17 protein-coding genes are annotated in these 19,191 nt (G+C 46.1%); 8 read left to right on the forward strand and 9 right to left on the reverse strand.

Annotation, left to right across the window (positions count from 1 at the left end; genetic code table 11):
• The first annotated feature begins 247 nt into the window (after nucleotides 1-247).
• Entirely contained in the window at nucleotides 248-1,822 is a 1,575-nt protein-coding gene (gene rny / locus K1X61_09895) for a ribonuclease Y (protein ID MBX7108946.1), read from the forward strand.
• Nucleotides 1,823-1,942: 120 nt separating this feature from the next.
• Here rny and K1X61_09900 read toward each other — a convergent pair whose 3' ends face one another.
• Nucleotides 1,943-2,860: an SDR family oxidoreductase gene (locus K1X61_09900; protein ID MBX7108947.1), complete on the reverse strand. Its 918-nt coding sequence runs from the start codon at nucleotides 2,858-2,860 to the stop codon at nucleotides 1,943-1,945.
• 184 nt (nucleotides 2,861-3,044) lie between these two features.
• Between K1X61_09900 and K1X61_09905 the strand changes: the two genes are divergently transcribed.
• The 3 genes from K1X61_09905 to K1X61_09915 all read left to right on the forward strand — a co-directional run bounded on the left by K1X61_09905 (nucleotide 3,045) and on the right by K1X61_09915 (nucleotide 4,588).
• Nucleotides 3,045-3,911 (forward strand): hypothetical protein, encoded by an 867-nt coding sequence (locus K1X61_09905; protein ID MBX7108948.1) that lies wholly within the window; start codon nucleotides 3,045-3,047, stop codon nucleotides 3,909-3,911.
• A gap of 129 nt (nucleotides 3,912-4,040) precedes the next feature.
• Nucleotides 4,041-4,259, forward strand: a complete 219-nt coding sequence (locus tag K1X61_09910; GenBank protein MBX7108949.1) for an addiction module protein — start codon at nucleotides 4,041-4,043, stop codon at nucleotides 4,257-4,259.
• An 80-nt stretch (nucleotides 4,260-4,339) separates the two neighbouring features.
• The gene (locus K1X61_09915) at nucleotides 4,340-4,588 is read left to right on the forward strand and encodes a hypothetical protein (GenBank protein ID MBX7108950.1); all 249 of its coding nucleotides are present in this window, start codon (nucleotides 4,340-4,342) and stop codon (nucleotides 4,586-4,588) included.
• 198 nt (nucleotides 4,589-4,786) lie between these two features.
• On the opposite strand, the gene hutU is transcribed toward K1X61_09915, so the two are convergent.
• The 4 genes from hutU to K1X61_09935 all read right to left on the reverse strand — a co-directional run bounded on the left by hutU (nucleotide 4,787) and on the right by K1X61_09935 (nucleotide 10,138).
• Nucleotides 4,787-6,466, reverse strand: a complete 1,680-nt coding sequence (gene hutU, locus K1X61_09920) for a urocanate hydratase (protein ID MBX7108951.1) — start codon at nucleotides 6,464-6,466, stop codon at nucleotides 4,787-4,789.
• 91 nt (nucleotides 6,467-6,557) lie between these two features.
• A complete protein-coding gene (locus K1X61_09925) occupies nucleotides 6,558-7,079 on the reverse strand; it encodes a histidine phosphatase family protein (protein ID MBX7108952.1) in 522 nt (173 codons plus the stop codon).
• Between the two features lie 115 nt (nucleotides 7,080-7,194).
• Nucleotides 7,195-8,319, reverse strand: coding sequence for a hypothetical protein (locus K1X61_09930; protein MBX7108953.1), 1,125 nt, complete (start codon nucleotides 8,317-8,319; stop codon nucleotides 7,195-7,197).
• Between the two features lie 412 nt (nucleotides 8,320-8,731).
• The gene (locus K1X61_09935; GenBank protein MBX7108954.1) at nucleotides 8,732-10,138 is read right to left on the reverse strand and encodes an MBL fold metallo-hydrolase; all 1,407 of its coding nucleotides are present in this window, start codon (nucleotides 10,136-10,138) and stop codon (nucleotides 8,732-8,734) included.
• Between the two features lie 370 nt (nucleotides 10,139-10,508).
• Between K1X61_09935 and K1X61_09940 the strand changes: the two genes are divergently transcribed.
• The 3 genes from K1X61_09940 (at nucleotide 10,509) to corA (ending at nucleotide 12,439) form a co-directional block, all read left to right on the forward strand.
• Nucleotides 10,509-10,949 carry a metal ABC transporter substrate-binding protein gene (locus K1X61_09940; protein MBX7108955.1) on the forward strand — a complete coding sequence of 147 codons (441 nt, stop codon included), beginning with the start codon at nucleotides 10,509-10,511 and terminating at the stop codon, nucleotides 10,947-10,949.
• Between the two features lie 72 nt (nucleotides 10,950-11,021).
• On the forward strand, nucleotides 11,022-11,297 hold the full coding sequence (locus K1X61_09945) for a hypothetical protein (protein MBX7108956.1): 276 nt from the start codon (nucleotides 11,022-11,024) through the stop codon (nucleotides 11,295-11,297).
• 143 nt (nucleotides 11,298-11,440) lie between these two features.
• On the forward strand, nucleotides 11,441-12,439 hold the full coding sequence (gene corA, locus K1X61_09950; protein MBX7108957.1) for a magnesium/cobalt transporter CorA: 999 nt from the start codon (nucleotides 11,441-11,443) through the stop codon (nucleotides 12,437-12,439).
• Nucleotides 12,440-12,743: 304 nt separating this feature from the next.
• On the opposite strand, the gene sat is transcribed toward corA, so the two are convergent.
• A complete protein-coding gene (sat, locus tag K1X61_09955) occupies nucleotides 12,744-13,910 on the reverse strand; it encodes a sulfate adenylyltransferase (protein MBX7108958.1) in 1,167 nt (388 codons plus the stop codon).
• Between the two features lie 35 nt (nucleotides 13,911-13,945).
• Entirely contained in the window at nucleotides 13,946-14,554 is a 609-nt protein-coding gene (cysC, locus tag K1X61_09960; GenBank protein MBX7108959.1) for an adenylyl-sulfate kinase, read from the reverse strand.
• Between the two features lie 467 nt (nucleotides 14,555-15,021).
• Between cysC and K1X61_09965 the strand changes: the two genes are divergently transcribed.
• Complete coding sequence (locus K1X61_09965) at nucleotides 15,022-16,782, forward strand: SLC13 family permease (protein MBX7108960.1); 1,761 nt, start codon at nucleotides 15,022-15,024, stop codon at nucleotides 16,780-16,782.
• Nucleotides 16,783-16,997: 215 nt separating this feature from the next.
• Here the strand turns inward: K1X61_09965 and K1X61_09970 are convergent, their stop codons facing one another.
• Complete coding sequence (locus K1X61_09970; protein ID MBX7108961.1) at nucleotides 16,998-18,188, reverse strand: amidohydrolase; 1,191 nt, start codon at nucleotides 18,186-18,188, stop codon at nucleotides 16,998-17,000.
• Between the two features lie 326 nt (nucleotides 18,189-18,514).
• Nucleotides 18,515-18,919: an SPOR domain-containing protein gene (locus K1X61_09975; protein MBX7108962.1), complete on the reverse strand. Its 405-nt coding sequence runs from the start codon at nucleotides 18,917-18,919 to the stop codon at nucleotides 18,515-18,517.
• Between the last annotated feature and the right edge of the window lie 272 nt (nucleotides 18,920-19,191).

The raw sequence follows: 19,191 nt of genomic DNA on the forward strand, positions 1-19,191 counted from the left end.
TCCCCATCTGCGCTGCAATCAGGAAGCAATGCCTTGAATGCCGCAGGGTCCGTATTTTAAGGCAGTGAAAATGGAATATGACAGAAGCAGATCATCGCGCAGGATAGCTTAATAAGCCTGTATATGAACATACAATTTAAAAATTTTTATTTTTGTATGAATTCACCCGGTTTGTTAATATTCTTTTAACCGGTTTCCATTACCCAGAAAGACTGATTCATGTTGTTAAAAGTAAAAAATCCGATCAATGGACTCCCAAATTCTTTATATAGCTATTGCTGTCGTTGCTGTGATCATGCTCGGCATCGGCCTGCTCATCGGCAAACTCACTTTTGGTAAATCATCGAAGAGAGCACGCGAACAGGCAGAACAGGAGGCTGAAATCTTAATCGCTGAAGCAAAAGCGCAGGCAGAAACCCTGAAACAGAGTAAACTGCTTGAAGCAAAGGAAGAGATGCTGCGCGCTAAAACGGAGTTTGAACGTGAATCTATTCACAAAGCCAAAGCTGCCGAGCAAAACGACCTGCGGCTCCGCTCCAAAGAACAATCAATTAATCAGAAGCTGGAAGGCCTGCAACGCAAGGAGCAGGAGGTGGATACCATCAAGGTGAACCTCAACCGGCAACTGGAATTGATTGCCGTTAAGAAAACCGAGCTCGACAAAGTGCAGGAAGAGCATATTCAGAAGCTGGAAAAAATTGCGAAACTGACGGAATCAGAAGCGCGGGAACAACTGATAGAAAACCTGAAGGATACAGCCCGCACGCAGGCGATGTCATACATAAAGGAAATCGTTGACGAAGCAAAAATCAAGGCGAATAAGGAAGCTAAGAAGGTGGTGATTCAAACCATTCAGCGTGTGGCGGCAGAGCATGCCATCGAGAACTCCGTCTCTGTATTTCATATCGACAGCGATGATATCAAAGGGCAGATCATCGGCCGGGAAGGAAGAAATATCCGTGCACTGGAAGCCGCAACAGGCGTTGAAATTATTGTGGACGACACCCCGGAAACCATTGTCATTTCGGGCTTTGATCCCGTTCGGCGTGAGATTGCGCGTCTTGCACTGCAACGCCTCGTAACAGATGGCAGAATTCATCCTGCACGTATTGAAGAGTCGGTGGAGAAAACCCGTAAACAACTGGAAGAGCATATCGTGGAAACCGGTGAACGCACCGTAGTTGAACTCGGTATTCACGGTTTGCATCCTGAACTCATCAGGATGGTTGGCCGTATGCGTTTTCGTTCTTCCTATGGTCAGAACCTGTTAATGCATTCAAAGGAGGTGGCCAATCTCTGCGCCATCATGGCCGCTGAATTGGGACTCAATCCAAAGCTGGCTAAACGCGCCGGACTGCTGCATGATATTGGAAAGGTGCCTGACGAAGAAAGTGAATTAAGTCATGCACTGCTGGGGATGAAGCTGGCGGAAAGATATAATGAACATCCTGCCATCATCAATGCGATCGGCGCACATCATGACGAAGTGGAAATGGCCTATGTAATTTCTCCCATCGTTCAGGCATGCGATGCCATTTCGGGTGCAAGGCCCGGCGCAAGAAGGGAGATGTTGCAGCAATACCTGCAACGCTTAAAAGAACTGGAAAACCTTGCCATCAGTTATGACGGCGTGGAAAAGGCCTACGCGATTCAGGCCGGCCGTGAATTACGGGTGATTGTAGAGGCAGAGAAAATCACCGACAAACAAGCGGAGGAATTATCATTTTCCCTCTCGCAGAAGATTCAGAATGATATGACGTATCCGGGGCAGATCAAAGTAACCGTCATCCGTGAAAAGCGTGCGGTAAGTTTTGCCAAATAGTGACGCGATGTTTCGCGTCTTATCGCCATTTCAATATTGATGATGTTGTTTAATCCCAATATCCAGGGTGTTGAATGATCATGCTGTGAATGATATTTTCAGACGCAAAGCATGGCGTCTCTACCGGAATGAAAACCTTTCTTTGAATTCCAGCAGTTCATCTTCCAGTGAAGATACCGGAAGCGGTAAGTAACGGTATAAAAGGCTGTTGGGTTCTACTTTTAATTCCTGCATCGTGATGTGCTGGTTGATAAAAAGGTATTCCAGTTCCGGATAAATCCTTTTTAAAACATCAATCAGGTCAACAATCTCCAGGTTCTTGTCGGAAAGATTATAAATGCCCGATGGTACCTCCTCATACAACATGCCGGCTAGCATCTTAGTCACCTTATTGATATGTATAAATGACCGTGACTGATTGCCGCTTCCGTTAATCGTTATCCGGTGACCAAAGTTGGCATCAAACATAAACCGGTTAATCACCGCATCAAAACGCATGGATTTGCTGTAGCCATAAACATTGCCACAACGCAGTATCAGGGTCGGCACACTCTCGAACAGTCGTTTAACATGTTCTTCCGCCCGCTGCTTGGAAACACCGTAAAAACTATTGGCATTAGGTGGTGTGGCCTCCGTAGCCGGAACGGTGGTGCTGCCGTAGATAGATGCACTGCTGGTGAAAATGAATTTGCTGATGTCGCTTTCTTCAATGGCATATACCAGTTCCGCCGTGCCCCAGTGATTGATTTGTTCGAAGAAGTGGGAATCAATATTGGCAAAGGGGGTGGTTACTTTTGCCGCAAGGTGATAAACCACATCAATTCCCTTCAGCACTTTCCGCATGGAGCGGGAGTCAAGGATATCGCCATGTATAAACTTCACGTTTTTCTGCCTCGGCCCTTTACCAAGGAATAAATTGTAGTTGCCGCGGCTGAGGTTATCATACACCACAATCTGATCAATATCTGGCTTTTGAGAAAGCTCGAAAACCAGTTCGGTTCCGATATATCCGGCGCCGCCGGTGATGAGGACATTCATGAGAGTGTGATGAATCTTACGATGTGGCAAAGTAAAGAAGGTTTTCCGTTACTTTTCCTGATGGTGCCACAGATTAAGAAATCCTGAATGGCCGGTGATCGCGCCTTGATGACCTGTTCACATCAAAGACAATTATTACCTTTGTTTACTGTTTATATATTTTATCACTATTAATTCAACTATCATGAATGACAACAATGCCTCCTCAGGCTTAGCAGGTGATTCCGGCAATGATCGCGAAGCACAACTGCGCGAAGAAAATGAATTGCTCCGGATGAAAATTATCGCTCAGTTTGGCGGTGCACCCGGTGAGTTGAGCGATATTCCGCCGGAAATCGCCAATCAATTTCTCAGGAATGTAATAGCTTATGAAGAGCATTACGCACAATCAGTTAACAAGACGGTCAAAGTAGCGGCGCGGCTCGGTGCACCGCAGTTCAGAAAATCAGCGGAGCTGGATGATAATGCATTTGCCACTGAATGGAAGCGGCTGCAGCAGTTACTGGAAGAGCATGCTATGATCATTGACTTTATCCGTCCACGCGACGAACGCTTTCAATACACTTTCATCACCGGAGAATTGTTCGAGCATGAAACGGATGAAGGCGCGTCCCTGCCCGGTATGATCCGCCATTTTACGTATGAAGATTTTCATCCCGATCACGAGCAGGAGATACACGATCGCATGATGGAATTTCTGAAAGCATGGTTCGACCGCCATGCGGAATCGCTGGCTTATACACTGGGAACAGCGTTTATTCAACCGGATACTGAAATCCTGAGCCGCAGCACATTGCTGAATAAGGTGCAGCATATTTTTGATGCTTACACCGGTTTTCATACCTGCAGATACCATGTATCTGAAGTCAGGTTTGAATTGAAGGAGGATGAGCAGTTGCAGGGAATCGGCCATGCGGAAGGTATGGCGAAGTATGACGCCTTGACTGAGCAGGGTGAAATGCAAACATTTGAAGGACCTTTTAAATTATATATGACCCGCGAATCTGACTGGTGGAGCATATTTTATTTTGTGATGCCCGGATTTGAATAAGTAACAGTATTGTTAGTTGAATTGTGCCGTAGCTGCAGGTTGTATGACTCAGACAATCATCAAAAAAGTTATCAATCTAATTATTAGTTATACTATGCTCTTTTAAAAAGGCTTTTAAATGACAATCGCATGCAAAAGTCAACTTCAATTGATGCGATTTTTCAGTGGAGTGCTGCTGAAAAAATTCTTTTGGTGGAGAAAATTTGGGATAGCATTCATCCAAAAGATATCGGTATTCCCGAATCCCAAATAATAGAAAGCAGGAGAAGAATTGAAGCAATACGCAAAGGAGAAGTATCAGCATCATCGTGGGATGAAGTTCGAAAAAGAATTGACTCCCGGCTGTGAAGTATAATTTACTTATTTCAGTATTTGCTGAACTGGATTGATTGGATGCGATGATATGATATGAAGAACAACGAGCTGGTTTGAGCAGTGAATTAGAGTTGAGCCTGGACGCCGCTTTTTCAACAATTCAAAAAGGCCCTCTTGGATTGGAGATAAGATATGATGATGTAAGAATTGCTTTCATCAAGAGGTTTCCATTTGGCGTTCACTTTATTATTGAAAGGAAGAACATTATGGTGATAAGTATTTATCATACGAGTCGAAATCCTGAAAGTTGGTTTGCCCGCAGAAAGGCATTCTGGCAAGCAGCAGAAATCCAACATAGTTGAAGTGAGAAATGAATGGTATGATATTGAATTCATAATAAGAATAGTCATTAAACATGATGTTGTGAATTAAAACAACTTTAGCGAACTACGAGACAGTACATTTTGAAGACCAATATTATTTTTTATATGACCTGGGAATATGACCGATAGAGTGTTTGTTGTTTTGTGATGCCGGGATTCATTGAAAGAAAGCAGTTCTTACTTCAGCCGTTCTGCCAGGTCCAGCCTGAATTTTCGTGCCGTATCCTTCGCAATATCATATCCTGCATCAGCATGACGGATAACGCCCATCGCTGGATCGTTGTTTAACACGCGTTTCAGGCGGCGTGCAGCATCGTCTGTGCCATCGGCAACAATCACCATGCCTGCATGAATGGAATAACCCATGCCCACGCCACCGCCATGATGCACGGAAACCCAGCTTGCGCCGCCCGCCGTATTGATGAGTGCATTCAGGATCGGCCAGTCGGCAACTGCATCGCTGCCATCCATCATCGCTTCGGTTTCGCGGTTGGGAGAAGCAACACTGCCGGTATCGAGATGGTCGCGACCGATCACGATAGGTGCTTTCACTTTTCCGGTACGCACCAGTTCATTGAAGGCAAGCCCTGCTTTTTCACGGTCTCCCATGCCCAGCCAGCAGATGCGGGCCGGTAAACCCTGGAATGCAATTTTTTCTTTCGCCATCTTCAGCCAGCGCAACAATCCTTTGTTTTCCGGAAACAATTCCATCAGCACTGCATCTGTTACAGCAATGTCATTCGGATCACCACTTAAGGCAGCCCAACGGAACGGGCCTTTTCCTTCACAAAACAACGGACGAATATATGCAGGAACAAAACCGGGAAAATCAAATGCATTTTCTACACCGCGTTTGTCATGCGCCTGACCGCGCAGGTTGTTGCCATAATCGAAGGTGATGGCACCTTGCTTTTGCAGTTCCAGCATCTGCCGTACATGTCTTGCCATCGTATCGAGCGAACGCCGGCTGTATTCCTCCGGAGCTGTTTCGCGTAAAACTTTTGCCTGTTGAACGGTCAGCCCTTCGGGGAAATACCCGATCAGTTCATCATGTGCTGAAGTCTGATCGGTTAAAGTATCCGGTGTGATGTTTCGATCAATCATTCGTTGCAGCAAGTCCACCGCGTTGCAGCAAACACCGATTGAAATTGCCTCACCTTTCGATTTGGCATCCAGTGCCCAGTCAATCGCCTCATCAATATCATGCGAATATTTATCGAGGTACCGTGTTTCCACTCTTTTCTGCATGCGCCACTCTTCCATCTCTGCTGCGAGGCAAACACCTTCATTCATGGTGATAGCCAAAGGCTGAGCGCCACCCATGCCGCCAAGTCCTGCCGTCACATTCAGTTTTCCTTTCAGTATACCGCCAAAATGCTTATCGGCTAAAGACAAGTATGTCTCATAGGTGCCTTGCACAATTCCCTGCGATCCGATGTAAATCCACGAGCCTGCCGTCATTTGCCCGTACATCATCAGCCCTTTTGCATCCAGTTCGCGGAAATGTTCCCATGTTGCCCATTTCGGAACAAGCATGGAATTGGAAATGACTACACGCGGTGCATCTTTATGGGTTGGCAGTATGCCAACGGGTTTGCCGGATTGTATCAATAAGGTTTCATCTTCATTCAGATCTTTGAGTGCTTTTACAATCAGTTCAAATGCCGGCCAGTTGCGGGCTGCCTTGCCGAGTCCGCCATACACAATCAGTTCATCCGGGCGTTCTGCCACTTCAGGATCAAGGTTGTTATGCAACATGCGGAAGGCGGCTTCCTGCACCCAGCCTTTGCAGCTTAAGGTGGTTCCGTGCGTTGATTTAAGTACTCGTGGTTGCGCAGTGGACGTGAGCATTGACATAGAATGGATTTGATGCAAAAGTAAGGGGATAATGCAATGATAAAAAGGGATGGTCAGTCTATTTCACAGGTAATATCCTGCGCGTTTATTATTACGGGAGTGTGGGATTCCCGTAAGTGGTTTCACGGAGTTTAAGGCTGTTCAGCCATAAAAAGTGATGTTGCCGTACGATGAAGAGGTTGTCGTAATCCGCATCATCTATCGCTGTTTTATTTGGTGTCGTTCCCAGCGCTGCGGCAATCGGGATGATGGTATTGCTGTGCCCGGTAACCAGTACCACTTTGTTTTTTTTACCGGAAAGCAGGCCGGTCAGCTGAGGAATGGAGTCGTATAACGTAATGGCCAGGTGATGTTCGGCTGCTGTTGGCTCTGCTGTTGCTAACGTACGTGCAAAGTTGGTGGAATAAACTGCCGTTACGGGTTGATGTCTTAACAACATGGCGAGGTCCTGTGCCCGTTGCAAACCTGCCGGTGTTAGCGGCGGGTCGTTTTTTTGCAGGGTGTCTTTTTCCGCATGCCTGACAATGTAAATGTTTTGTGTGGAGCAGGAAGCAAGCAGGCAAAACAGCAGGCATACAGGCCACAGCAGCATCTGAAATCCAAATTTTATCATGCGCTGTATAATGGACGGAAATGAATGTAACGCAGTGGCAGTATATATTGACGATTGGCAGGCAAGATGCCGGAAGAAGGAGCTTTGATCATATACGCCACTAAGATGAAAGAAATTAAAAGGTTGCTGTGTTTGTAACTTCTAAACCGATTGACCAGCTTTTTAAACTTTCACTGTAACTGAGTTCAATCGAGATCTTCATATCCTTATAATCATTCATGTATCCAAAGGTCACCTCACTTACTTCATAATAAGTGGAGTACCTGGAATTTTCAACATTGTATTCCGATTTCCTGAATTTGCAGCAGGCAGGCGGGCAATTACTGAAACTCTTCAACAGGTCATTGTATGCATCGAAAGCCTTTCTGGAATCGGTAAATGTGTATAGGTCGTTGAACCATAGTGCCGCTATATTTTTATTACTTAATCCGCTATACAATCCGGATTCCAGGCTACCCCGCAGATAAACACTGGAATGCCAGGGATACAACGCCAGGTAATCATCATTGACACTGCCGGTAACTGATTTAAAATCATCAGGGAAGCTATTGATCACGGCGCCAATCAGCGAACAGACATCATCATAAGCTACTGCAGTATAGTTTGCTCCCGACTGTGGCTGTGTTTGCTGCGTGGAATAAGCTGATCCGCTTTCTGATGCTTTCCGGACAAACACATTATTTTCAAAATAACCGTCCATTTCGGTATTGTCCAATTTCTTATAGTATCCTCTTCCATCTAACAATCCATCCTTAAAATATCCTGTATAAAAAGAGCCATCCGCCCAGTCAAACCTGCCATAACCCGACCGGTTGCCGCTATGCCATTCGCCTATATAAATGTCGTCGTTCGTCCACAGGTAAACGCCGACGCCTTCATAGCAATTTCCGATAAGACAGCCCGACGTTCCAAAATCCCTGCTCTCTGAAAATTTTCCGTCATGAAAAACACCGACATAGGTTGTTTTTGCCTGGTCGTTACCCAGGTAAATGCCGTTTCCTTCCAGTTTTCCATTGAGGAAGTAGCCATAGTAAAAAGCGCCATCAGCCCAATCATAGCTGCCGATGCCGGTGCGCTGTCCGCCCACCCATTGACCGGTGTATTCAGCCCCGTCGGAAAAAACATAGGTACCTAATCCGTCGACGCAATTACCGCTAATACATCCGGATGACTGAGCGTTTGAAAGATAAGGATAGCCAATTGTGAGTGTGAGGCAAAAAAAACAGGTAAGCGTTTTCATGGCATTATATTTTTCAGTAAAGAGAAAAAGCTGCAGGCTGAATGACTGCATCATCAAAAATCAATAAAGGTGTTTAAAAGCAGCATTGAATATAGAACAGTTATTGAAGAAACAGAAGGATGTAACAAAAAAATCAGCGGGTTACGATGATGCAGATGACTTGCAGTTTCAGACGAGCTAATGATGCCATTCTGTTGAAATTATTTCACGTTGTGCTGACCCGGAAATGCACCTGTCCGCTACAGTACAGTAACATGATTGTTACCATCGTTTTTTCACAGTTACCTGGTGTAGCGAATAATGCACAGATTATTCCGGTAGTTGTGCTCTGTTGCGGCGATGATGACCCGTCCGGTACATTTTGCATACAGTATTGCAGGTAAAGCATGCCGTGACTGCAGGTGATGTGGAGTTAAAATGCCAGTTCTTTTACTTCTCCTTTTTCAGGCATGGAAATAAACTGAAATCCATTCTTCTCCAATCCTTTTTTCAATGCAAGCTGTGCTTCAAAGTCACCATGCACCAGGAATAATTTCTTTAATCTGTTGCGGTTGAGGTTATCAAGAAACTGCAGGAGCTCATTGTGGTCGCCATGTGCGCTGAATGAATCCATGATTTCCACCTTCGCTCTCAGTGTCTTTTCTTCACCAAACAACCGGATGGGCGAAATGCCTTTGCGGATCTTCCAGCCGAGCGATTGTTCGGCACAGTATCCTACAATCAGGATGGTGTTCCTGGCATCTTCCATATTATTTTTTATGTGATGCACAATGCGGCCCGCTTCCGCCATGCCTGAAGCGGAGATGATGATGCATGGTTCCGGCAGTAGATTCAGTGCTTTTGATTCCTCTGCATCAGTAATGTATTTAAGATCATTAAATCCGAAAGGATTCGCATCCGTCAGCAGGTATCGGCTGATAAATTCATCAAAACATTCTGTATGCCGCCGGTAGATTTCGGTGGCATTGGTGGAGAGCGGGCTGTCAACATATACCGGCAGGTGCGGCAGCCGTCCTTCTTTGTGCAACTGATCCATCATGAATACCAGTTCCTGTGTTCTGCCTATGCTGAATGCGGGGATAATGAGTTTGCCTTTCCTCTTGATACAGGTATCTAATATCACGCTCAGAAAATATTCTTTATCGTCCGGGTAACTTTCGTGAAAGCGTCCGCCATAAGTTGATTCACTGATCAGGTAGTCCACATCTTCCATGCGGATCGGATCTTTGAGAATGGGGCGGTTGGGCCTGCCAATATCACCGGTAAAACCGATTTTCCTTTCTGTCCCGCCATCATTCATCGTCAGCAGGATGCTGCCACTGCCAATGATGTGTCCGTTGTCACGGAAATAAGCCTTGACGCCTTTACCTGCGCTGAACGGTGTCTCATAGTTTACGGTAACAAATTGTTGCATCGCTTTTTCTGCATCTTCCTGGCTGTACAGCGGACTGATGGGCGGAAGGTTCCGCTTGGCACGTTTCTTATTGACATATTTGGCATCGCTCTCCTGTATGTGCGCACTGTCGCGCAGCATAATCTCGCAGAGATCTTTTGTGGCAGCCGTGCAGACGATCTTTCCGCGAAAACCTTCTTTTACCAGTTTGGGGATGCGTCCGCTGTGGTCAATATGCGCATGCGAAAGCAACAGAATGTCTATGTCTTTCGGGTCAAATTCAAAAGCAGCGTTGAAGTTGTCTACATAATTTTCGTTGCCCTGAAACATGCCGCAATCAAGCAGTATCCTGTAACCATCATTGAGCTGGAGCAGGTGGGAACTTCCGGTTACCGTGCGGGCGGCGCCACAGAATTTAATTTGCATAACAGGGTTGCTGTTGGTGGATGTGATGAAAATAAAGCATCAGCTTACCGTGTGAAGTTGATGAATTAACATCACTAAAAGAAATGATATGGATCACGGATCTTTCACCCGGCGCCTGATCATCTGATATGAACTTTATCTGCAGCACGCTATAACTTCCTGCCAAACTGCAGCTGAAGGCCGGAAAATTCAGGCAGACACTGGGCCGCATCAATACCGTGCATCCGCATGCATTGCCGTTTATCGATGTACCAAATGCTTTCGTTAATTATTTCGGGGAAAAATGGTTGAATGATGAAGGGCTCTCGCTGAGCTGGCTTGTGCCCAATCATACATTTTACCAGCAGCTGACTTTCCAGGCAACAATGGGTTGGAGCGTGTATCGCCGGCAGACAAAGCATATTTTGAGAGCAACCTCGCCGCATTCAATGCAAAGCTGGATAGCAAGATGAAACAATGGCTGTCGGCGATGGCGCCTTACAAGGATGCAAAACTGATTGCCTACCATAATGAGCGGTGCTATTTTGAGAACAGGTTCGGCCTGAAGATCGTTGATTTTATGGAGCCTAAGCCGGGCATTCCGCCTACACCATCACAACTGGTGAAAGTGATTAATGAAGTGCAGTCAAATCATATTAAGGTGATTATTTCATCACCGTATTTTACCACTTCTTCTTCCGATGTTGTAGCCAAACAAACAGGCGTTAAAGTGCTGACGCTGGCCACATCAACAGGAGCATTTGATACGGTGAAAAATTACTTTGATTTGTTTGATTACAATACCGGTCAACTGGTGAATGCGCTGAAGTAGCAGGCTTGAATCAGCTAATCCAACACTCTTTTCAAATAAAAATGTTGGGTAATGCTTTATAGCAGTTAAAACATGAATCAGATGTTTGAAATGTTTCAGTTGCCATTCATGGTGCAGGCGTTTGTGGTAGCAGCTATCACCGGTGCGTTGCTGTCGTACCTCGGTGTGCATGTGGTAGGAAGAGGAATCGTCTTCGTTGACCTTGCACTCGGACAGATTTCATCGCTTGGCGTTGCCTTCGCGGCTTTCATGGGCTTTGGCATCACTGCCATTACGATTTTCCGGCCGGATCATCCATTGTGGCAGTGCTCGGTACCATTTTTCTGCTCGCATCGTTGTATAAAATGATCAGGGGGCAACGTTTGAAAACAATGAGTAACCGCTGAACCACCAAGGCTGAATGATGAGCCGGGTGATGGAAGATGGATCAGTGTTGCATGAGCAGGATGTTAAGCCGCAGATTTCTATTGTGCCGGTGAACGGTTCGCGCCTTGCAAAAAAAGATTTATGTCGTAATTTACTCTCGCAACAGTGAAGCAATGATCAATATTTATTACAGGCAGCACGATAAAATTGCACGGGAATCGGATTTGCGGACCTTGCCGCAGATTGATCCGTTAAGCGTGGTGTGGGTGGATCTGAACCGGCTCGATGAACTGGAGACACGATACATCAGCAATAAATTCGGCATAAACCTCAGTGAGAAACAGGAACAGGAAGAGATAGAGAGCAGTTCACGGTATCATGAAACCAATAAGATCATAGTTGCCAATTCCAACTTTCTGTTGCAGCAGGGCGACACCTACATCAGTGATCCGGCTTCCTTCATTCTTAAGAATAATTATCTGATCACGCACCGCACTAATGAGTTCAGGTCCTTTACGGAAATATCCAGGAAGGTGCTGGCGGCGCCCAAATCATTTCCGTCCGGCTATCATGTGATGCTGTCCATCTTCGAAAACAGGATTGACTTTGATGCCGACCTGCTGGAGAATATCGCGAAAGAAATTTCCCGTATCGGCAAATTCATGGGTGCAGAACAGAAGGCTGACAAGGAAATCCTGATACGCGCGACGCAGTTGCAGGAAATGACGATGTTGCTCCGTCAGAACATGATTGACAAGCAGCGCATGATCTCTGCCATGCTGCGCAGCGATCATTTTCCGAAAGACTGCTATGAACGGCTGCGTATGATGATTAAGGATGTGAATTCGCTGATGGACCACACCACTTTCAGTTTCGACAGGCTGGAATATTTACAGGATACCTTTCTCGGTTTGATCAATATTGAACAAAACAAGATCATCAAACTCTTTACCGTAGCGTCAGTGGTTTTTCTACCGCCAACACTCGTGGCTTCCGTTTACGGCATGAACTTCGATATTTTACCCGAGCTGCACTGGAAGTATGGCTATCTCTTTGCGTTGGTACTCATGCTACTGTCATCGTTGCTGACCTTATGGATATTCAGGCGGAACAGGTGGCTGTAGCCATATTATTCAACTCGGGATAGTTGCTGCTATAAGGCTATGAGCACTGTTTATTTCATGTTCATTTTGTCGGTATAAGATAAAAGTATTCAGCCGGTACATTAGAGCATCCGGCTTAATCCTATTGTATTATCGTGACATTGTTGCAGATCAATCACGCAACAGGCAGACATTTTTGAATTGGTCTTGACTGATAGTAGGATGAGCATCGTTTGCTGCAAGTGGAAATGATAATAGCAGCCTGCAAAAAAAATCCCGGCCTGAGGCCGGGATGTAATTCTAATTGTAAGTCAGGATGGTTGGCTTAGGCAGTAACACCTGCTTTCGCTGTTGCCCATTCGATAAGAATGTCGGCTACCTCGGCACGGGAGAATTCTGCCGGTGGGCGTTCCCCGTTCGACAGCATTTCACGCACTTTTGTGCCGCTGAGCGAAACCTGTGTAGCATTCTTCGGAGCAGTTTTGCTGGAAGCCATGCCTTCTGTTTCCTTACAGAAGAAGGTATTTTCAAATTTCAGGATCGTCATGCCGGTACGGTCAGCAACACTGTCCATCATTTCCTGTGCTTCATAGGTTCCATAATACGTTCCTACGCCTGCGTGGTCGCGGCCCACAATCATGTGGGTACAGCCATAATTTTTACGGATCAGCGTGTGGTTGATGGCTTCGCGCGGTCCGGCGTAACGCATGGCAGTCGGCAATGCGCTTACCATAGTGTTATCCGGATTGAAATATCCGTTGATCAATGCTTCATAGCAACGCATCCGAACCGGTGCGGGAATGTCGTCCGGTTTTGTTTCGCCAACGATGGGATGAATAAGCGCTCCGTCCACAATTTCCTGGGCGCATTTGATCAGGTATTCATGTGCACGGTGAATAGGATTCCTCGTTTGAAAAGCGACAACCGTTTTCCATTTCCGTTTTTCAAATTCAGCGCGTGTCTCGGAAGGATCCATGAAATATTTATTGTCGATCTGATCGTGACGGGTGGGGCGGTTGATCATCTCCAGCGGACCGGAGATAAACCTGTTGCCTCCGCTCAGTACTGCACTTACGCCGGGATGTTTATCTTCCGTAGTCTTGAAACATTTTTGCGCGAGGTTCATCAGATCCAGCTCGAATTTCTCTTCCACCTTCATTATCGCCAATACATTGCCTGAACTCTTTTCAATCAATGCAATTTCAGCACCGATGCTGATGTTGTCGTGCTGATTGCCCGAAGGAAGCAATATGGGTATTCCCCAAAGTAATCCGTTGCTGAGCGTCATCTTTTCAATAGTACCTTCGGCATCGGCCTTGTTCATAAAGCCGGTAAGCGGGCTGAAGGCACCATTGGCAATCATTTCAATATCGGCTGCATAACGGTCTTCGATGATTAATTGAAAGAGAGATGCTGCTTTCTTTTCTAATTCTGTTTTGCGGGCTCCCGTTGCAATGCGGTTGACGAGCACTCCGCCATGAGGTTGATTCATTACTGTATTGGATTTAAAAGGTTAAAATGAGCAGGTTATTCAGCAGGGATATAATTTTTTTCGCGCAGCCAGGCAATAACTTCATCGGCGCAATCATCTACGGTTCTGCCGGCAGAAAGGATTTCAATTTCAGGTTTTTCCGGTGCTTCATAGGGTGAGTCAATGCCCGTGAAAAATTTGATTTCGCCTGCCCTGGCTTTTTTATAAAGGCCTTTGGGGTCGCGTTGCTCGCAGACATCAAGTGGTGTGTTTACAAACACTTCAATAAACTCACCTTCCTGCATGATGCTGCGTGCCATTTCACGGTCGCTGCGGAAGGGGGAAATGAATGCCGTACCTACAATGATACCGGCGTCTACAAATAATTTAGATACTTCTCCAATCCGGCGGATATTTTCTTTACGGTCATCATCGCTGAAAGTAAGTCCTTTGTTAAGGCCCATACGCACATTGTCGCCATCCAGGATATAGGTATGTAATCCCATATCAAACATCTTTTCTTCCACTTTATTGGCAATCGTGGATTTGCCCGATCCTGAGAGCCCTGTGTACCAAAGGATGCAGGATTTATGACCTTTCAGGGCCTGGCGGTTTTCTTTGGTAATAGTGTGGCCGTGGGGAATGATGTACTTAACTTCTGCCATGGTTATCTGGTTGATTTAATGAAGGGTTAAAAAATGAAGGCGCAAAGATAACAAAACGGGTTAGAATACGATAGGAAATCTTATAAGTTTCATATTAGCCAGCGCCTTTATTTGAAGCCACCGGCATAGTTAAACAGGGTTTGATGGGCAGTTTTACCGTGCAATATTGACTGTTAGCCGGGCGAATTCAGCAGCAGAAGATATGGTTGGAAGCAGCCGTATGGGAACTTCCATGGATTAATTGTTAAACCGGACGCATGCAAAAAAATATTTCAACCTGCCAGGAAGCGAGTTACAGCTTTTAAAGTGCTGATTAACAATTGTATAGAAGGGTAATCGCTATGGCATCCGCTGGGAAATTTGACGCTGATCGGCTGCCGGATTAATAATCTACTAAAAAGATAGTACTACTAATATTGTAGAATATATAGATTAGCGCCCTGTTTCACCCTCAACAACCATAACTTATGGAAATTGCAATTGTACTCTTCCTTCTTTTATTTGCCGTAATCCTTTTTTCACTCGAGAAAATATCGGTTGACATTGTCACCTGCATATTGCTCGTTGTGCTGGTACTGTCGGGCATACTCACCACCAAAGAAGCCTTTGCCGGATTCAGCAGTGATTTCATGCTGATCCTTGCCGCCATCTTTGTTATTACCACGGCCATCCAGGAAAATGGCGTGCTGGATGCCGCGGCTAACTATATGCTTAAGATGGCCAAGTCTAATCCTAACAGGATTCTATTGTACCTGATTACGCTGACCGGTGGCATCTCGGCTTTCATGAATAATACTACGGCCACTGCACTTATGATTAACCCGGTAATAAGCATTTCCAGGAAATCGGGCTTCAGCCCATCCAAGTTTCTCATGCCGGTTGCTTTTGCCTCTATCATTGGCGGAACCTGTACACTGATCGGCACTTCCACCAATGTGGCGGTGAGCGCCTACCTGAAAAACCTCGATATGCAGCCCATCAGCATGTTTGAATTCAGCCTGGTTGGCATGATTCTGCTGGTGGTAACCATTTTATATATGATTACAATCGGACGGCGCCTGCTACCCAGCAGCCAGTTGCAGGACCTGCAGGAGGATTACCAGCTGCGGGATTACCTGAGTGAACTGGTGATTATGAAAGATTCGCCCCTGGTAGGACAGCCGGTGAGCAAATCAACGCTCGCACAATCAGGCTTTACGGTGCTGGGAATTGTGAGGGGGAAAGAAAAGTTTCACCCGGGCAATTTTGCCACGCTCGAAAAAGGAGATGTCTTGCTGGTGGAAGGTAAAGCGCAAAACCTGATAAAAATCAAAAACACCATTGGCCTGGAATTGCTGCCAGACGCGCGGGATTTTTACCAAAAAGGAAGTGACCTCCGGTTGCTGGAAGTATTGATTCCTCCGCGTTCTGAATTTGTGGGTACGCAAATCAGGGAAACCGGTATTCGGCAGAAGTACGGCATAGTGCCCATTGCCATTCACCGTGCAGGCGAAAACCTGTTTGAGCAGATTGAAGATATCAAGCTGGAAATTGGTGACCTGTTGCTGGTGCAGGGTTCAGGTCAGCGCATGAATGGATTCTCGGGCGATCATAACCTGATTACACTGGTGGAACATAAAACGAATGTAAAAAAACAACGTCGCGGATTTCTGACACTGGGCTTCTTCCTCGCCGCCATTGTTGTAGGGTCATTTGAACTGATGCCTTTGTCGATTGCCTTCTTAATTGCGGCTATTCTGACCATACTCTTCAAAGGAATCAATCTGCAGAAGGCCTATGAAAACATCGACTGGCGATTGCTTATCCTTATTGCCGGTATGAGTGCATTTGGGACGGCCATGACTAAAACCGGTGCCGATAAATTCCTGGCGGAAGGTATTGTCAGTATTTTTGAAAACCTGGGCACCCTGGGCATCGTGGGTGGTTTTATGGTACTCACGGTGCTGCTAACACAACCTATGTCTAATGCCGCAGCGGCATTAGTGGTGTTACCGGTTGCACTGGAAACAGCACATGCATTGGGGGCCAACCCACGCACCTTTGCCATAACGGTAATGCTCGCTGCATCCATATCACTCATAACTCCCTTTGAACCTTCCTGCATACTGGTGTATGGTCCGGGCAAATACAAGTTTGCCGATTTCATTAAGGTGGGTGGGCTGCTGACGGTTATTCTTATGGCTATATTGCTGGTGTTGATTCCGGTATTCTGGCCGCTGGAACTGTAGCCGTCAGGATAGATTTGGCAAAATTTGCTGACTGTATCGGCTGCGATGCAGAGCATAGTTTATTTATCTGCATCAGCAGATGACAGAACCACCATTCACTTCGCCTGGCAGCTGTAATGAATTACTTTTGGGTGAAGCAGGCCGTTTGATGCCTATTGACAGGTAACAGCCATACACGGAATCCTAAAGCAGGGAAATGGATATTGGCTGCCGCCTCACTGTTGCAGCATTTGCAGGGTGATCCACGACATCAGTCCGGTGGAAATCTCTAATGCATCTTCATCAATCGAAAATGTAGGTGTATGAACCGGTGAAACAATATTTTTGGAGGCGTTTCCAGTGCCGATTCTGTAAAAGCAGGCGGGTATTTGCTGCGCGAAAAAAGCAAAGTCTTCAGACGCCATCCAGGTGGGAAGTTGCACCGAGTTTCCTTCACCGAGATAGTCTTTTGCAACTGCTGCTGCAAAGCCGGTAACCGCTTCGTCATTAACCAGGCAGGGATATCCGCGGCGGATTTCTAATTCGGCACAATTGCCTGCAACGGTTGAATAATTTTCAACTGTTTTCCTGATTAACTCATGTGCTTCGCTGCGCCAGCCTTCATCCATGGTTCTGAAAGTGCCTTCAATTTTCACTTCATCAGGAATGACATTCGTTGCACCTGCACCGGTAATCCGGCCAAAAGCAAGTACCGTAGGAATGGCCGACGCCGCTAACTTTTGCGCAAGTTCCTCCAGCTGCAACAATAGTTTCGCCGAAAGGTACAGCGGATTAATTACACCGGCCGGCACCGCGGCATGGCCGCCTTTTCCCTTTACCGTTACATACAGTTCGTCGCCGGAAGCCATGTATTTTCCCGGGCAAAAGCCGGCCTTACCCACGGGCAACTGCGTGAAAACATGTTGGGCCAGTATGAGATGCGGAACCGGGTTTTCCAGCACCCCTTCCCTGATCATGAGTGATGCGCCGCCGGGTAATTTCTCTTCTCCCGGCTGAAAGATGAGTTTGACGGTTCCTTCCCATTCCTTGCTCAGCGATGACAATATGCCGGCGGTGCCCAGCAAAGATGCACTATGAACATCATGTCCGCAGGCATGCATAACGCCCGTATTTTGAGAACGGTAATCCACTTCATTTTTTTCCGTGATCGGCAAAGCATCCATATCGGCGCGCAGGGCAATCACTCTCTTATCAGGATTTTTGCCTTTGATCAATGCTACAATGCCGGTTCCCGCAACGCCTTTTATGTGCTCAATATTCCATGAGTTGAGTCTGGAAGAAATGTAGGCAGAGGTTTCTTTTTCCTGGAACGACAATTCAGGATGTGCATGCAGGTGACGGCGCATGTCAATCACTTCCTGCTTCAGGTCTTTCGCAAGGTGTTTAATTGTTTCAATGCTGATCATGGACAGGTGAAATCACCGGCAAAGTTGGTGAATTAAACGGCCTCGTGAATGCAGCATAGAATAATTGAGAAAAATATTTTTCGCATGCGGGTCTGGATTTGTAACCGCACCGGCGCACAAATGCCATTATGTTAAAGGCCGGCGACCTCGACGAGCTAATTGCAAGCACTTTCAGTCTTTCAATGAAAAGGTTGGCGAGGAGGTCAACCTCGGACATACAGTTCATTTTTTAATACAACGGGGAAATGAAGCTATAGTGTGCTTCATCGCCGACCTGTATGTTGATGTGCATTCACGCGCGAGCAATGTGATTGTTGTAGCATTTGTCACCACGGAATTCCCTTCACCATAATCTTATCAGGAACAACAAATGCATTTGGAAAGCTGCCCCTGATCTGTTCAACGAAATGACCGGCATCATCGCGCCTTTCAAAATCACCCACCCGTAATTTGAATTGCGGCTGCTGGTAGGTGAGGTAAGAACTTACCTCCGGATATTCCTGCGTGAACAAACTTTTCATATTCATCACCACCGTTCGGTTGCTGTTGGAAGCCAACTGTACCCGGAATCCATTCACTGCCCGCTTTTCTGTTGCAAAGTTTTGATAGAGTTTCAAAACTTTTTGAACACCGGAATCTTCAACCAAGATAATGTTGCCTGTTTGCGCATGTAAACAGGCCGGCAGAAAAATAATGAGTGCAACCGCGAAGCATTTTATGTGATGCTTCATGCGGTCATTTATTTTTCGAAACCGGCAGATCTGCTTTTGTTTAGCATTGAACAAAGAGTGCTGTAGAAAAGAAAAATTCATCTGACCGCTATAACTGCATTGTGTTCAGTAAAGAAACAAATTTTCGTTAATAGAAGAAGGGTGGCTTGTGGAAAGGAGTCGTACTTAATTATTTATGTAATCATGAAAAAAGACGGCTTGTCTTTCAGGTGGAACCTGCTTACAACAGCGCAGTTGCTCCGACTGACAATAAGCGTCTACCCTGAAACAAA

The sequence above is a fragment of the Chitinophagales bacterium genome, from assembly GCA_019694975.1.
Lineage (GTDB): Bacteria > Bacteroidota > Bacteroidia > Chitinophagales > UBA10324 > JACCZZ01.

Excerpts from the sequence above, each read along its gene's own strand:
- K1X61_09905 (MBX7108948.1), top strand. The coding sequence starts at position 3,045 with ATGAATGACAACAATGCCTCCTCAGGCTTAGCAGGTGATTCCGGCAAT.
- K1X61_09970 (MBX7108961.1), bottom strand. The coding sequence starts at position 18,188 with ATGATCAGCATTGAAACAATTAAACACCTTGCGAAAGACCTGAAGCAG.
- K1X61_09965 (MBX7108960.1), top strand. The coding sequence starts at position 15,022 with ATGGAAATTGCAATTGTACTCTTCCTTCTTTTATTTGCCGTAATCCTT.
- K1X61_09910 (MBX7108949.1), top strand. The coding sequence starts at position 4,041 with ATGCAAAAGTCAACTTCAATTGATGCGATTTTTCAGTGGAGTGCTGCT.
- rny (MBX7108946.1), top strand. The coding sequence starts at position 248 with ATGGACTCCCAAATTCTTTATATAGCTATTGCTGTCGTTGCTGTGATC.
- K1X61_09900 (MBX7108947.1), bottom strand. The coding sequence starts at position 2,860 with ATGAATGTCCTCATCACCGGCGGCGCCGGATATATCGGAACCGAACTG.
- K1X61_09930 (MBX7108953.1), bottom strand. The coding sequence starts at position 8,319 with ATGAAAACGCTTACCTGTTTTTTTTGCCTCACACTCACAATTGGCTAT.
- sat (MBX7108958.1), bottom strand. The coding sequence starts at position 13,910 with ATGAATCAACCTCATGGCGGAGTGCTCGTCAACCGCATTGCAACGGGA.
- K1X61_09945 (MBX7108956.1), top strand. The coding sequence starts at position 11,022 with ATGAATCAGATGTTTGAAATGTTTCAGTTGCCATTCATGGTGCAGGCG.
- cysC (MBX7108959.1), bottom strand. The coding sequence starts at position 14,554 with ATGGCAGAAGTTAAGTACATCATTCCCCACGGCCACACTATTACCAAA.
- K1X61_09925 (MBX7108952.1), bottom strand. The coding sequence starts at position 7,079 with ATGATAAAATTTGGATTTCAGATGCTGCTGTGGCCTGTATGCCTGCTG.
- K1X61_09975 (MBX7108962.1), bottom strand. The coding sequence starts at position 18,919 with ATGAAGCATCACATAAAATGCTTCGCGGTTGCACTCATTATTTTTCTG.
- K1X61_09935 (MBX7108954.1), bottom strand. The coding sequence starts at position 10,138 with ATGCAAATTAAATTCTGTGGCGCCGCCCGCACGGTAACCGGAAGTTCC.
- hutU (MBX7108951.1), bottom strand. The coding sequence starts at position 6,466 with ATGTCAATGCTCACGTCCACTGCGCAACCACGAGTACTTAAATCAACG.